The 13,160-nt window shown below is 62.9% G+C and carries 13 protein-coding genes; 2 read left to right on the plus strand and 11 right to left on the minus strand.

Annotation, left to right across the window (positions count from 1 at the left end; translation table 11 throughout):
• Nucleotides 1-64: 64 nt before the first annotated feature.
• Both AAA969_RS07880 and AAA969_RS07885 read left to right on the plus strand, forming a co-directional pair.
• Complete coding sequence (locus AAA969_RS07880) at nt 65-508, plus strand: helix-turn-helix domain-containing protein (protein WP_338247228.1); 444 nt, start codon at nt 65-67, stop codon at nt 506-508.
• Between the two features lie 186 nt (nt 509-694).
• Nucleotides 695-1,009 carry a hypothetical protein gene (locus AAA969_RS07885; RefSeq protein WP_338245368.1) on the plus strand — a complete coding sequence of 105 codons (315 nt, stop codon included), beginning with the start codon at nt 695-697 and terminating at the stop codon, nt 1,007-1,009.
• A gap of 101 nt (nt 1,010-1,110) precedes the next feature.
• On the opposite strand, the gene AAA969_RS07890 is transcribed toward AAA969_RS07885, so the two are convergent.
• The 11 genes from AAA969_RS07890 to AAA969_RS07940 all read right to left on the minus strand — a co-directional run bounded on the left by AAA969_RS07890 (nt 1,111) and on the right by AAA969_RS07940 (nt 12,945).
• Nucleotides 1,111-1,680 carry a hypothetical protein gene (locus tag AAA969_RS07890; protein WP_338245371.1) on the minus strand — a complete coding sequence of 190 codons (570 nt, stop codon included), beginning with the start codon at nt 1,678-1,680 and terminating at the stop codon, nt 1,111-1,113.
• A gap of 98 nt (nt 1,681-1,778) precedes the next feature.
• Nucleotides 1,779-3,152 carry a M28 family metallopeptidase gene (locus AAA969_RS07895; protein ID WP_338245373.1) on the minus strand — a complete coding sequence of 458 codons (1,374 nt, stop codon included), beginning with the start codon at nt 3,150-3,152 and terminating at the stop codon, nt 1,779-1,781.
• An 87-nt stretch (nt 3,153-3,239) separates the two neighbouring features.
• Nucleotides 3,240-4,214 (minus strand): NADPH:quinone oxidoreductase family protein, encoded by a 975-nt coding sequence (locus AAA969_RS07900; RefSeq protein WP_338245375.1) that lies wholly within the window; start codon nt 4,212-4,214, stop codon nt 3,240-3,242.
• Between the two features lie 54 nt (nt 4,215-4,268).
• Entirely contained in the window at nt 4,269-5,189 is a 921-nt protein-coding gene (locus AAA969_RS07905) for an SDR family NAD(P)-dependent oxidoreductase (RefSeq protein ID WP_338245376.1), read from the minus strand.
• A 34-nt stretch (nt 5,190-5,223) separates the two neighbouring features.
• A complete protein-coding gene (locus tag AAA969_RS07910; protein ID WP_338245378.1) occupies nt 5,224-5,685 on the minus strand; it encodes a MaoC family dehydratase in 462 nt (153 codons plus the stop codon).
• A complete protein-coding gene (locus AAA969_RS07915) occupies nt 5,685-7,397 on the minus strand; it encodes an AMP-binding protein (protein WP_338245381.1) in 1,713 nt (570 codons plus the stop codon). The genes AAA969_RS07910 and AAA969_RS07915 overlap by 1 nt, the downstream gene beginning before the upstream one ends.
• A 2-nt stretch (nt 7,398-7,399) precedes the next feature.
• Nucleotides 7,400-8,629, minus strand: coding sequence for an acyl-CoA dehydrogenase family protein (locus tag AAA969_RS07920; RefSeq protein ID WP_338245382.1), 1,230 nt, complete (start codon nt 8,627-8,629; stop codon nt 7,400-7,402).
• Between the two features lie 62 nt (nt 8,630-8,691).
• Nucleotides 8,692-9,483, minus strand: coding sequence for an SDR family oxidoreductase (locus AAA969_RS07925; protein WP_338245385.1), 792 nt, complete (start codon nt 9,481-9,483; stop codon nt 8,692-8,694).
• 29 nt (nt 9,484-9,512) lie between these two features.
• Entirely contained in the window at nt 9,513-10,652 is a 1,140-nt protein-coding gene (locus AAA969_RS07930) for an acyl-CoA dehydrogenase family protein (protein ID WP_338245387.1), read from the minus strand.
• Nucleotides 10,653-10,679: 27 nt separating this feature from the next.
• On the minus strand, nt 10,680-11,846 hold the full coding sequence (locus tag AAA969_RS07935; RefSeq protein WP_338245390.1) for an acyl-CoA dehydrogenase family protein: 1,167 nt from the start codon (nt 11,844-11,846) through the stop codon (nt 10,680-10,682).
• 190 nt (nt 11,847-12,036) lie between these two features.
• Complete coding sequence (locus tag AAA969_RS07940) at nt 12,037-12,945, minus strand: acyl-CoA desaturase (RefSeq protein ID WP_338245392.1); 909 nt, start codon at nt 12,943-12,945, stop codon at nt 12,037-12,039.
• Nucleotides 12,946-13,160 lie beyond the last annotated feature (215 nt).

Genomic DNA, 13,160 nt, shown 5'->3' on the forward strand with positions numbered 1-13,160 from the left:
CGGGTCGCTCGGGCAGCGACCAGGTGTTTGGGGGACCGGAATGGGCCGAAAACGTTTTGATGAAATGTCATGCGCGATCGCGCAGACTTTGAATCAGGTGGGTGATTGGTGGACGCTCCTGATTGTGCGTGATGCCATGAAAGGGGCTCGCCGGTTCAGCGATTTCCACGACAGCACCGGTATTGCCAAGAACATTCTGACCGACCGACTGAACAAGCTGGTCCAGAACGGCATCATGATGCGCGAAGAAGTCGGTGTCCGCGGCCAGCGCCAGGAGTATGTCCTGACCGAACGTGGCGAAGCGCTTTTCCCGATCCTCATCGCCATGCAGCAATGGGGCGATAAATGGATTTACGGTGAGACCGAGCTTCCGCTTGAACTCTTCGATGTCCGGACGGGTGAGCAGCTGGCACCAATCAGCGTTGCCAATGAAAGCGGCGAGGAAGTGACCCATCGCGATGTGGCCGGTCGCGAGCCGCGGAGCGGGTCTGTTCGCGAAGCCGGCTAGGCACTCCAGGACGGCTTCCCTGCAAGGGCCAAACATCGCGTCGCCGACTTCGCCTGCGACGCGATTTTTCTTCACAGACATATTGAGACAGGCGAGCTCCTGCCCTACCCTCCAGCGCGGTGCATGAGACGGCAATTGTGCCATCCACCAACCCATGCGCACCGAACAAAAAGGGGGAGACCAAACATGCTGATAAGTTCGATTATCCTGGCCGCCACGCTCCAGGCCTCACCGGTTCAGCCTCTGCTGGACAATGCGCTTGAAGTCTCGAGCGACGCTGGCAGCTACATCACCTACTTCAATGCTGATGGCACCTACACGACCAATGTCGGCATCTCCGGAACCTGGCACGTGGAAGGCGACGAACTTTGCGTCGTGCGCGCCACCGGCGAAGCTGGCTGCGCGCCCATCGAGCCCGGCCTCAGCCTCGGATCGACATGGACCGCGCCGAACGCCGCGACCGGTGCCATGGTGACCTACACCATCATCGCCCGCGACTAGACAGCGGAGGGGCGGCGCACGGCTTTTCGCCGACCGCCCCTCACAGTCGCCCCTCGCCGCCGTCCCTAACCGTCGGCCATCACCGTCGTCCCTCAAGTTCCTCACCCTCCATCGGACGCAGGAACCGCCTCGCCCCGGTCAATGAGAAACCAGTCCGTTCCGGGATAGCGACGCTCGATCGTCCAGCGATAGCCGCCATCATCCGTCCGCATCGTCCGTGTACGCGCCTCGAACGGTCCGTAGCCATCCTCACCGGAGAAGGATGTGCCGTGGCCGGACGCGTCGAATTGGACGATCTGGCGGGTTTGCGACCAGCTGCCGGACCGGGCCGCATACCAGTGCTGCACCACCTCGCCTGTTTGCGGATCGAGGGATCGGGTCAGCTCGCCGAAGAAGTCCCCGTCCGGCGCTGTTCGCCAGACCGTCCGCACGCCGGCCCCGCCAAGCACGACCTCCGTCACGACGACGAAATGCAGCTCGCGGACATCGCCCGGCCCACTCATGACCCAGTTGGTCACATCGAAACGACCGATTTCCCCGGACAGCTGATCCACGAAACGCGTATCATCTGGCGACACCGCAGTGGCGCCCGAAGGCGTCTCCTGGCCGGCCGCCGCATCTTGCGACGGGGCTGAGGCGACCAGACAGGTCACCATGATCAGGGTTAGCATGCGTGTGCCTCCCGGGCAGCTGAAACCGGAAGGCAGGATGTCGGCCAATGGCAGCGCTGCCCAGCCGGGTGCGCCGCCAAAGGGACGAATAAGGGTATCTAGTTGCCGAACGAGCCGGCCGGGCCGGGAAACACCACCGGCGTTTCCGAACCATCAAGCGCCACGGCCGAGACGCCGAAGTAGTAATTATCGATCACGACATTCTCGAGCGTGAATGTATCGGTCCGTCCGACGAACCGGCTCCACTGCCATTGCGGCTGATCGGTCAGGCGCCAGTAAATGCGATAGCCCGCGAGGTTTTCTGCCGCCTCACCCTCCGCCATGTTCCAGCTCAGGGTCGTCGACGGGCGCACTGCCCCCTCAATGGTGACATTGGACGGGAAAGGCGGCGCGCCGGCCATCTGGGCCATCACGGCAACATTGAGGGAGGTGAGCCGTGCGGCATGGTCGAAATCGACCCCGTCGACGGTGTCGCCAAAGAGCCGACCATCTTCGCTCCGCAGGTCCTGATGCTGGCGATCATAGTGCTCGTTGGTCTCCATGATGCGGACGCCGGGGAAACCAACCGCGTTGAACGGACGGTGGTGTCCACCGCGGCCAAAGCGATCGAGCCGGTAAACCATCATCACGTCCAGATTGGGGATGTACTGGTCCGCCGTTCGGTCCACAAAGCGGGCGATATTGCGAGACGGGCTATCCACCTCGCCGCCGGTGAAGCGGCGGATGCGGGCTTCTTCGGGTGTTTCCACGGCCCGTGTGCCTTCGGAGAAGACGCGGGCGGTCGTGTTGTTGATGACGCCATTGATACCGGAGATATTGCCGATCATGTCGTTGTTGAGGACGCCCTTGATCCGCCAACCATTCTCCATGGCGTGAGCGGCCACGATCTGGCCACCGAACAGACCCTGCTCTTCGCCGGACAGGCCGGCATAGATGATCGAACCGTCAAACTGGTGCTGGCTGAGCACGCGGGCCGCCTCGATCACGCCGGCCATGCCGGAGGCATTGTCGTTGGCGCCGGGACTATCCGAAGTGCCGTCCAGCGGATCGGTCACACGGCTGTCGATATCGCCGGACATCATCACATATCGGTCCGGGTCGATGCGGCCACGCTGGATGGCGATGACGGATACCACCTCCACCGGATCGGGAATCCGGGTCTCGCCGGAAATCGTGTCGGAGATGTACATCACCTCGAGACAGCCGCCGCAGTCGGCGGAGATGCGTTCGAACTCATCGAAGATCCAGCGCCGGGCGGCCCCGATGCCGCGCGTTTCGCTCTCGGTCTCGGAGAGGGTGTGACGGGTACCGAAATCCGCCAGCGTGCGGATATCGGCTTCGATGCGTTCGGCAGAGACGGCCGCCACATAGTCGTGGACCGCCAGAACTTCTGACGGCGGCGCGTGTTGCTGGGCCAGGGCTGGGGCCGAAAGGCTCCCGACGACGGCGGCAATACTCAGAAATCGGCGCATAAATCTCTCCCCAGAACAAAGCCGGTCGGCGCACGTTGGGCGCGCCGACCGCTCGCGTCAAATTAGCCCGGTCGAAACCGGCTTCAACTACGGCGTCAGGATCACTTTCCCGATCGCCTTGCGGCCCGACAGCGCGTTGAAACCGTCGAGGAAGCTTTCCAGCGGATAGGTCCCGGCCACGTGCGGCTTGATCTTGCCGGCCTCGAACATGTCAAACAGCTCGACCATGTTCTGCTTGTGCGCCGCGGGCATGGCCCCTGCCCAGGCGCCCCAGAACACACCGACCACGCTGGCCATTTTCAGGAGCGGCAGGTTGAGCGGCAGCTTCGGGATTTCACCGGCAGCAAAGCCGATGACCAGATGTCGACCGCCCGCAGCAATGCCCCGGAAGGCAGTCTCGGCATAGTCGCCGCCGACAGGGTCATAGATCACATTGACGCCCTTGCCGCCGGTCAGTTCCTTGATCCGGGCCTTCAGGTCCTCGGTCGAGTAATTGATCAGCTCGTCGGCACCATGCTCCTTGCAGACCGCCAGTTTCTCGTCGGTCGACGCGGCCGCGATCACCCTGGCGCCCATGGCCTTGCCAAGCTCGACCGTCGCCAGGCCGACACCGCCCGCCGCACCGAGAACCAGCAGGGTCTCGCCCGGCTTGAGGTCGGCGCGCTGTTTCAGGGCATGGTAGGAGGTGCCGTAGACGATGGTCAGGCCGGCGGCCGCATCAAACGGCATGGTGTCAGGGATCGGCGTCACCGACGCCGCGGGAACCACCGCCTGCTCGGCGAAGGCGCCGACTGGTGTATTGAACAAGACCTTGTCGCCGACCGAGAGACCTTCAACGCCCTCGCCCAGCTCACTGACCACCCCGGCGCCCTCGGTGCCCGGGACGAAGGGGAGTGGCGGCTTGAACTGGTACTGGCCGCGCACACACAACAAGTCGGGGAAGTTCAGCCCCCCGGCCTTCACGTCAATGCGGACATGGCCCGGCTGGATGGCCGGTGCATCAATTTCGTCAACGACGAGCTGGTCCTCAGGACCGAACTCCTTGCAGATAAGCGCTTTCATGGCGGTACCCTCGTGTTTCGTGGTGTTCGACTGTCGCGATCGGAAGCCCCGGGACTAGCCCAGCTTCACGCCCATGTGGGTTGCCGCCTTGGTCAGGAATTTGACGGTCTGCTCACCGCCGGCCTGCAGTTCTTTCTGGTCCGCTGCATTGCTGATGTCAGCGAAGCGAGCGGCGACATTCTCCGGGGTCTGGTCCTCGGGCGACAGATAGATTCCATCGGTCTCATAAATCTTGGTGACGGCATATCCGCCGGCACCGGCGCAGAGGATGGTCCGGCTGGGCCCCTCTTCACTGACCAGATAAACCAGACCGGTAGACACCGATTCCGGGGTCATCAGATCGAGCGCAGCCGGTGGCAGCAGACCTTCGGTCATCCGCGTTGCCGCGGTCGGCGAGAGGGCATTGACCCGGATATTGTATTTCGCGCCTTCCAGATGAAGCGTGTTCATCAGACCGATCAGGCCGAACTTGGCGGCGCCGTAATTGGACTGGCCGAAATTGCCATACATGCCCGAGGACGAGGTCGTCATGGCAATGCGACCATATTCCTGCTCGCGCATGATGTCCCAGACCGCCTTGGTACAGATCGCCGAGCCGTTGAGGTGGACATCGACCACGGCGCGGAAATCATCGATCTCCATCTTGGCGAAGGACTTGTCGCGCAGGATGCCCGCATTGTTGACCAGGATATCGACCCGGCCCCACTTGTCCCTGGCTTGGGCGACCATGTCGGCGACTTCGTCCGGCTTGGTCACATTGGCCCGGTGAGAGATCGCCTCACCACCCGCCGCGCGGATCTCCGCCGCAACGTCCTCGGCCGCCGAGCCGGTCCCGGTCCCGTCGAGCGAACCACCGAGATCGTTGATGACCAGCTTGGCGCCACGCGCCGCCAGCCCGAGGGCATGGGTGCGCCCGAGGCCCTGGCCCGAGCCGGTCACAATGGCCACGCGGCCGTCAAAACGAATTTCACTCATGACGTCATCATTCCCTGATTGAGGTGTGTGGTGATCAGCCGAGGATCTGGAGGGTCAGCCACTGCGCCATCAGCGCCGGCTTGTCCTCGCCCTCGATCTCGACCGTCACATCATATTTGAGCATCCACTGGCCGGGATTGCGCTCGACCGCATCGGCCAGTTTGAATCGCCCGCGGATCTTCTTTCCGGCCCGGACCGGGGTCAAAAAGCGCACTTTCTCGAAGCCGTAATTGATCCCCATCACGATGCCATCAATGACCAGCGTGGTATCGGCGGCCAGCGAGGACAGCATCGACAGCGTCAGAAAGCCGTGGGCGATGGTCCCGCCGAACGGGGTTTCCCTGGCCGCCCGCTCCGGATCGATATGGATGAATTGGTGATCATCCGTGACCTTGGCAAAGGTATTGATCTGCTCCTGGGTGATCTGCGTCCAGTCAGATACGCCGATTTCCTGGCCAATCTTGGCCGCCAATTCGTCTTTCTTGAGCACCGGCATCAGGCCGTCCCTCCTTCGGTCAAAAGCATTTTCCGCAAGCCCGGCTTGTCGATCTTGCTGGTCCCACCGCGCGGCAGCGGTCCATCCATGCGCCAGACATGGTCCGGGATCTTGAAGGGCGCCAGATGCGGCTTGAGAAACGCCTTGAGGTCCTCGTCCGACACGGTCGCGCCGGGACGAACCAGGATGGCGGCGCCGACGCGCTCGCCCAGACGTTCGTCCGGAATGCCGATCACGGCTGCTTCAAGGATGTCGGGATGGTGCGCGAGCGCACCTTCGACTTCGAGGCAGCTGATATTCTCACCGCCGCGAAGCAGCATGTCCTTGATCCGGTCGACAATGAACAGGAAGCCGTCCTCGTCGATCACGCCGACATCACCGGTCTTGAACCAGCGATCCTCGGTCAGCACATCGGCGGTCGCCTCGGGCTGGTTGAGATAACCGCGGAAGACCGCCGGAGACTTGATCCACACTTCGCCCGGCTCGCCGGTCGGGGTTTCATTGCCCGCCTCGTCCACCGTCTTGATGAAGGTCACGGCCGGCAGCGGCGCACCACACGAGCCCGGCTTGGCCTGATACTCACCAAGGCCGTTATAGGTGCCCAGCGCGTTGGTCTCGGTCAGGCCATAGCCCGACGACGACCAGGCCTGCGGGAAGACCTCGTTGATCTTCTCGACATGGGCCTCGGGCCGCTTGGCGCCGCCGGTCCCCATGGACTGAAGGGTTTCGAGCACCACGCCGCGGCGCTCGGCCTCGAGCGTCAATTCATGCGACATCGTCGGCACACCGACCATGTCGGTCAGTTTCTCGGCCTGGATGATCTCGACGGCTTCGCCGGCATCCCATTTGCGCATCAGCGCCATCTTGCGGCCGGCGAACAGCGACATCATGAAGACCGCATGAGATCCGGTGCAGTGGAAGAGCGGGAGGCAGACAAGAACGCCAGGATCACCGTCGACGAAATCCTCGTCCCCGTTCGCCAGCTTGAGCGCAGCACCGAGCAGGGCGAAGGACAGAACCGTTGTGACAGCGCCGCGATGGGTCAGCCGGGCGCCCTTCGGCTTGCCGGTCGAACCGGACGTGTAGAAGATCGCGAAATCGCTGTCAGTATCAATGATGAGCTCGGGCGGCGCCTTGCCGGCACTGGCGGCCACCATGCTGTCGAACGTGTCAGCAACACCATCGATCTCGCCGCGCCCGGCGATCAGGGTCAGCCCCAGACGATCGGCATGCGGGCGGACCCGCTCGATCTGACGGGCGCCGGCGATGACGACCTTGGCGCCACTGTCTTCCAGACCGAACGCCATTTCCTCGCTGGTCCACCAGCCATTCAGGGGCACGATCACCCCGCCGGCAGCGATCACCCCGAGGAAACATGCCATCCATTCCGGCGAATTGCGCATGGCCAGCGCCACCCGCGTGCCGGGGGTCACGCCGTGACGGTCGATCAGCGTATTGGCGACGGCAACCGACCGCGCCACCAGGTCAGCAAAGGTCCAGCGCTGGTTTTCGAAGACCACCGCTGTCTTCTCGCTATGCTCCATCGCCTTGAGCAGAAGAAAGCGCAGGTCGGCCGGCGCGTTGACATAGGCCAGCTGACGCGTGCCGAGCACATCGGTCTCGGCAATGTTGAGCACCTCTTCCGCTTCGGTCACCTGGCGCGCGATGTGTTCGATGACAGCCCGCGGCGGGGCGGGTTTACGCTGAGCCATGATCAGCCCTCATTGGCATAGGGCTTGAGTTCCTTGCGACCGATGACCATGCGGTGCACGGCATCGGGGCCATCGGCGAAGCGCAGGGTGCGAAGTCCCGTCCACATGGCAGCCAGCGGCGTATCCTGGGACACGCCGGTGCCGCCGTGCATCTGCATGGCTTCGTCGACCGTCTCGAGGGCGACGCGCGGGGCGACGACCTTGATCTGCGAGATCCACGGCGCAGCCGCGCGCGGATCGCCCTGATCCATCATCCAGGCGGCCTTGAGGCAGAGCAGGCGCGCCTGCTCGATCGCCATGCGGCGCTCGGCGATGATGTCGTAATTGGCGCCCAGCTTGGCCAGGGGCTTGCCGAAAGCGGTCCGCGACACGGCGCGCCGACACATCAGTTCCAGCGCCCGCTCGGCCTGGCCGATGGCCCGCATGCAGTGGTGAATCCGCCCCGGCCCAAGACGGCCCTGGGAAATCTCGAAGCCACGGCCACGGCCGAGGATCAGACACTCCTTGGGCACCCGCACATTGGTGAAGCGGATGTGCATGTGACCGTGCGGCGCATCGTCATGGCCGAAGACCGTCATCGGGCGCAGGATCTCGATGCCCGGAAGATCGGAATCGATCAGGAATTGCGAGTGGCGACCGTGACGCGGCGCGTCATCGCCTTCGGTACGGGTCATCAGCACGTAGACGGCACAGCGGGGGTCACCGGCCCCGGAAGCCCAGTATTTCTCGCCATTGAGGACCCACTCATCACCGTCCTCGACCGCCGAGAAGGCGATATTGGTGGCATCCGAAGAGGCCACGTCCGGTTCGGTCATCAGGTAGGCGGATCGCATTTTGCCCGCGAGCAGCGGCTCGAGATATTTCTTCTTCTGCTCGGCATTTCCGTAGCGCTCGATGACTTCCATATTGCCGGTATCCGGCGCCGAACAGTTGAAGGTTTCGGCGGCCAGGTGGGACCAGCCCATTTCCTCGGCAAGATAGGCGTATTCGACAGTCGAGAGGCCGTAGCCCCGGTCGGAGCCGGTCAGCCAGAAGTTCCACAGGCCGCGCTTGCGGGCTTCCGCCTTGAGGCTCTCCAGGATCTCGGTCTGACGATCAGTGAAGGCAAAGCGGTTACCGGCCTTGCCGATCTCCGCATGGTATTCCGCCTCAACCGGCATCACGACATCACGCACCATGGCGCGGACTTGTTCAATGAGCGGCTTGACGCGCTCCGACATACCCAGATCCATGTTTCTCCCCTTTATCTCGTTCCGTTTGATTTGTTTTAGGCGTTGAATTTCGTGTGTTGGCGCTAGACCGGGCGGCCGCGCTTCTCGACCATCATGCGACGAAACTTGCGCATGCCGCCGAGCCAGCGATCGCGCTGGCTGGCCCGCGCCAGCTCGTATCCGGCGACGGTATCATGCGGCAGCGCCAGAAAGCGTTTTTCCGCAATCGCTGCGAGTGTCTCGGCGGCCACGTCCGACGGTTCGACAATCCCGTCCGCGCCGGCAATCCCGCCGTCCTCGCTGCCGCCAATCATATCCGTCCGCACCGCTTGCGGGCAGACGCAGACGACCTGAAGACCCTCATCGCCATGGGCAATGAGCAGGCTTTCCGCAAACGAGACAGCGGCGTGTTTGGTCGCCGTGTAGGACGCCGCGCCGATCTGGGCCAGAAGCCCGGCCGCGGACGCGACGATCACGAAGACCCCGCCGCCACGCTGTTTCATGCGCGGCCAGACCTGGCGCGAACTGCGCACCGCGCCCATCACATTGACCTCGAAGCTGTCCTGCCAGGCCTTGTCATCGGCGCCCATGGCATCCCAGCTCGGCTCGTCGGTCCTCAGGATGCCGGCATTCGAGACGAACACGTCGACCGATCCCAGCTCGCGCTCGGCCCGATCCAGAAAAGCGCCGATCTCGGCTTCATTCGTCACATCGACCGTCATGCCGAGACCGCCGAGCGCCCTGGCGGCCTCCTCGGCTCCGGACAGGTCAGCCAGCGCAACCTTTGCGCCTTTCGCATGAAAGGCCTCGGCCATGGCCAGACCAATACCGCGTCCAGCCCCGGTGATCGCAACCACCTTGCCCTGATAATCCATCAAGTCTCCTCCCCCGCGATTTGCGCGGATCAGTACTGACGCATGCGTGCGAATTTCTCGGCGTGGAAGTTGGCATCGCCATAGAGCGCCTCGGCGACCCGGATCCGCTTCATGAAGAAGCCGATATCGTACTCGTCCGTCATGCCCATCCCGCCATGCATCTGCACACCTTCCTGGGAGGCAAGCTGGGCCACCTGACCCATCTTGGCCTTGGCCGCCGAGACCATCATCGCCGCGTGATCGGGCGCCGCATCAAGCGTCTGGAGTGCTTTCAGCACGATCGATTTGCCCAGCTCGACCTCGGAGTAGAGATGTGCCGCCCGGTGCTGCAGCGCCTGGAATGTGGCGATGATCTCCCCGAACTGCTTGCGTTCCTTGAGATAGGACACCGTGCTTTCGAGGCAGTGCTGTGCCGAGCCGGACATCTCTGCCGACAAGCCCGCGCGGCCCGCGTCCAGCACGGCTTCAAGCGCCTTGAGACCGCCATCGACATCACCGAGCACAGCGTCCGCCGTCACTTCGACGCCATCGAGCGTGACCGTCGCGAAATTTCGGCTGTCGACGGTCTGGATGCGCTCAACCGAGACCCCGGCCGCGTCGCGTGGCACGAGGAAGAGCGAGATCCCTTCGGCTTCGCTCTCGCTGCCAGCCGTGCGGGCCGAGACAATCATCATGTCGGCAACATGACCTTCGGCCACAAAACCCTTCTTGCCGCTCAGCTTGAAGCCGTTGCCGGAGCGCTCAGCGGTGGTGGTCACGCTCGAGGGGTTGTGCTTTCGGCCTTCATCAACGGCGATCGCTGTGATGGCGTCGCCCGCCGCGATGCGCGGCAGCCATTCCGACTTCTGCCCCGCGGACCCGAAGCGCGACAGCGCGGTTGCGCCCATGATGGCGGTCGACAGGAAGGGCGAGGCGGTCAGCGTCCGCCCCATTTCCTCGGCGATAACACCGGCCGCGACATAGCCCATTTCCACGCCGCCCTGGTCTTCCGGGACAAGCACGCTGGTCCAGCCCATCTCGGCCATTGCGGCCCAGGTCTTGCGGTCAAATCCGTCTGCATCCGCCCGGTCACGCAGCTGGCGCAACTGGGCGATCGGCGCACTGTCCGCGAGAAAGCCGCGGGCGGCATCCTTGAGCATGCCGGCTTCTTCATTCAGCACCATGGCCATGGTGGTCTCTCCCCTTATGGTGCGTCGTTACGCGGACGGCATTTCGAGAATGCGCTTGGAAATGATGTTGAGCTGGACCTCTGACGTACCGCCCTCGATCGAGTTGCCCTTCGAGCGCAGCCAATGGGCGGCGACATCATCATCCGAACCCCATTCCAGGCCGTCCTGGCCGGCGCTGTCCATCATGAGTTCCATGCGGCGCTTGTTCAGTTCGGTGCCGTAATATTTCAGCATCGAGGAGTTGGCGCCCGTGCCCTGCCCGGCCTTGGCCTCGTCGGCAACGCGTTCCATCGTCGACATGAAGGCCAAGCCATCAATCTCGAGACGAACCACGTCGGTCCGCAGGAAGGGATCCGCCAGACGGCCCTGCTCGTCCTTGCCAATCATCTGGACAGCGACATCGCCGGCCGGACGCATGACATTGGAGCCCATGCCGCCGATCATCTCGCGCTCGTGAGTCAGGAGATACTTGGCGACCGACCAGCCCTTGTTCTTTTCGCCGATCAGATTGTGTTTCTCGGCGCGCGCGTCATCGAAGAAGGTTTCGCAGAAGGGCGATTTTCCGGAGATCAGCTTGATCGGCTTGGTCGTCACACCCGGCTGATCCATGTCGACCAGGATGAAGGAGATGCCTTCATGCTTCTTGGCGGCAAAATCAGTCCGGACGAGCGCAAAAATCCAGTCCGCTTGGTCGGCATAGGAGGTCCAGATCTTCTGGCCGTTGATCAGATAGTGATCACCCTTGTCCTCGCACTTGGTCATCAACGCTGCGAGATCGGAGCCGGCATTCGGCTCGGAATAGCCCTGCGCCCAGCGGATCTCGCCACGCGCGATGCGGGGCAGATGCTCGAGCTTCTGCTCATGCGTACCATATTTCAGAAGTGCCGGGCCGAGCATCCAGATGCCGAAGGATTGCAGCGGAACGCGCGCTTTCAGGCGCTTCATCTCATCGCGCAGGACCTTGGCGTGGGCCTTGTCGAGCCCGCCACCGCCATACTCGGTCGGCCATTCCGGAACCGTCCAGCCCTTCTCGGCCATCCGGTCCAGCCACAGTTTTTGCGGTTCGGTGAACTTGAAGTTCCGACCACCCCAGACGACGTCGTCTTCGCCCTGCATCGGCTGACGCATTTCCTCGGGACAATTGGCTTCGAGCCAGCCCCGGACTTCTTCGCGGAAGGCTTCCAGATCGGACATGATCTCCCCTTTATCGACTTTATCGAGCATACGGTATGATGCACTTGCGAAGACGCTAGCGCCGAACCGGGGTCAGGTCCATGGGCAGAAGCGGCGATTTCAGTGAAATCTCGGCATACATTCCCGCATGAAAAAGCCCCGGCCATGAGGCCGGGGCTTTGGAATGTCCGCGCTCAGCCTCGACGGGCAATCACGCAAATTGCGGCGCGATCTGGAGGTTCTTGGCAAGCCCCAGTCGACGCATCACCAGAAGCGCGGTGCCGTTATAGTCGACGACCCGGTTCCAGAAGCCTTTCTTGGGCAGGTGCAGGGCCGAACGCGGGAAGTCGTGATGGTGATCGTGCAACGCTTCGCCGCCGGTCAGAAGCGCCAGCAGATAGTCGAACCATTTCGGCGTCTTCATGTGACCGAACACGTTCACGCCCAGCGTGGTGGCGTGGAATTGCAAGCCGCGGCCAATGATCACGCTGGCATGAAGCAGGGCCGTCAGGATGAGCGAGCCGCCGGTCAGCGCAACAGCCACGTAGACGGCGGCGGGGATGACCAGGTGCACAACCAGCGATAGCGTGATGTGGAAACGGTCAGCGAAATGAACGACCGGGTTGTCCTTCAGCCACATCGGCATCGGGCGGGCGAGGTCATTTTCGTCCCGCCACAGGATCCAGCCGACCCAGGCCCAGACCTTGGATTCGAACGGATTGTGCGGGTCGCCCGGCTTGTCGGCAAAGCGGTGGTGCTGGGAGTGGTAATTGACCCAATCCTTCAAAGTTCCCTGCATCGCCAGGATGCAATTGATCATGATGATGACCTGGCCCGGCCATTTGATCTCGCCGGCGCGGTGTTGCCAGATCCGGTGCAGCGGGCCGATCCCCATATTGCACAGCACGATGGTCAGCGCGGTCACGCCGAAGCAGAGCGGCGCGTACCACCAATGCAGGGTCAGGCCGCTCAGGGCGAGGCCGAGGATGAGCATGGTGGTCAGCAACGCGACGCCGAGCGCCGGGTAGATGATCGCGGAAAACGCGCTCGCCCAGTTGAGCGTCCGCCAGGATTTCAGGATCGCATCGGAGCGCGCCATAAGACGGGATTCAAGGGTCATGAATGGATACTCTCAAAGAAAAACAAAGGAACCGGTACGGAGTTCACCTGAAGTTTCAGCCGACACGCGACCGTCGTCAAATACTCTATGTAGGGTGATTTATGCCGGAGTGCGGGGGTTTGCGACCAGTCATAACCAAATAGCCCCCGTTCGGGCGCGCGGTAAGGCAATCGCAAGACCTGGCACCGTCGCGATCAGGACGCAGCTCCCTCTGC

It is taken from the genome of Maricaulis maris, from assembly GCF_036322705.1.
Taxonomy (GTDB): Bacteria; Pseudomonadota; Alphaproteobacteria; order Caulobacterales; family Maricaulaceae; genus Maricaulis; species Maricaulis maris_B.

Bases quoted from the DNA above. Each gene is read 5' to 3' on its own strand.
- AAA969_RS07880 (WP_338247228.1), top strand. From the start codon at position 65: ATGTCATGCGCGATCGCGCAGACTTTGAATCAGGTGGGTGATTGGTGG.
- AAA969_RS07885 (WP_338245368.1), top strand. From the start codon at position 695: ATGCTGATAAGTTCGATTATCCTGGCCGCCACGCTCCAGGCCTCACCG.
- AAA969_RS07890 (WP_338245371.1), bottom strand. From the start codon at position 1,680: ATGCTAACCCTGATCATGGTGACCTGTCTGGTCGCCTCAGCCCCGTCG.
- AAA969_RS07895 (WP_338245373.1), bottom strand. From the start codon at position 3,152: ATGCGCCGATTTCTGAGTATTGCCGCCGTCGTCGGGAGCCTTTCGGCC.
- AAA969_RS07900 (WP_338245375.1), bottom strand. From the start codon at position 4,214: ATGAAAGCGCTTATCTGCAAGGAGTTCGGTCCTGAGGACCAGCTCGTC.
- AAA969_RS07905 (WP_338245376.1), bottom strand. From the start codon at position 5,189: ATGAGTGAAATTCGTTTTGACGGCCGCGTGGCCATTGTGACCGGCTCG.
- AAA969_RS07910 (WP_338245378.1), bottom strand. From the start codon at position 5,685: ATGCCGGTGCTCAAGAAAGACGAATTGGCGGCCAAGATTGGCCAGGAA.
- AAA969_RS07915 (WP_338245381.1), bottom strand. From the start codon at position 7,397: ATGGCTCAGCGTAAACCCGCCCCGCCGCGGGCTGTCATCGAACACATC.
- AAA969_RS07920 (WP_338245382.1), bottom strand. From the start codon at position 8,629: ATGGATCTGGGTATGTCGGAGCGCGTCAAGCCGCTCATTGAACAAGTC.
- AAA969_RS07925 (WP_338245385.1), bottom strand. From the start codon at position 9,483: ATGGATTATCAGGGCAAGGTGGTTGCGATCACCGGGGCTGGACGCGGT.
- AAA969_RS07930 (WP_338245387.1), bottom strand. From the start codon at position 10,652: ATGGCCATGGTGCTGAATGAAGAAGCCGGCATGCTCAAGGATGCCGCC.
- AAA969_RS07935 (WP_338245390.1), bottom strand. From the start codon at position 11,846: ATGTCCGATCTGGAAGCCTTCCGCGAAGAAGTCCGGGGCTGGCTCGAA.
- AAA969_RS07940 (WP_338245392.1), bottom strand. From the start codon at position 12,945: ATGACCCTTGAATCCCGTCTTATGGCGCGCTCCGATGCGATCCTGAAA.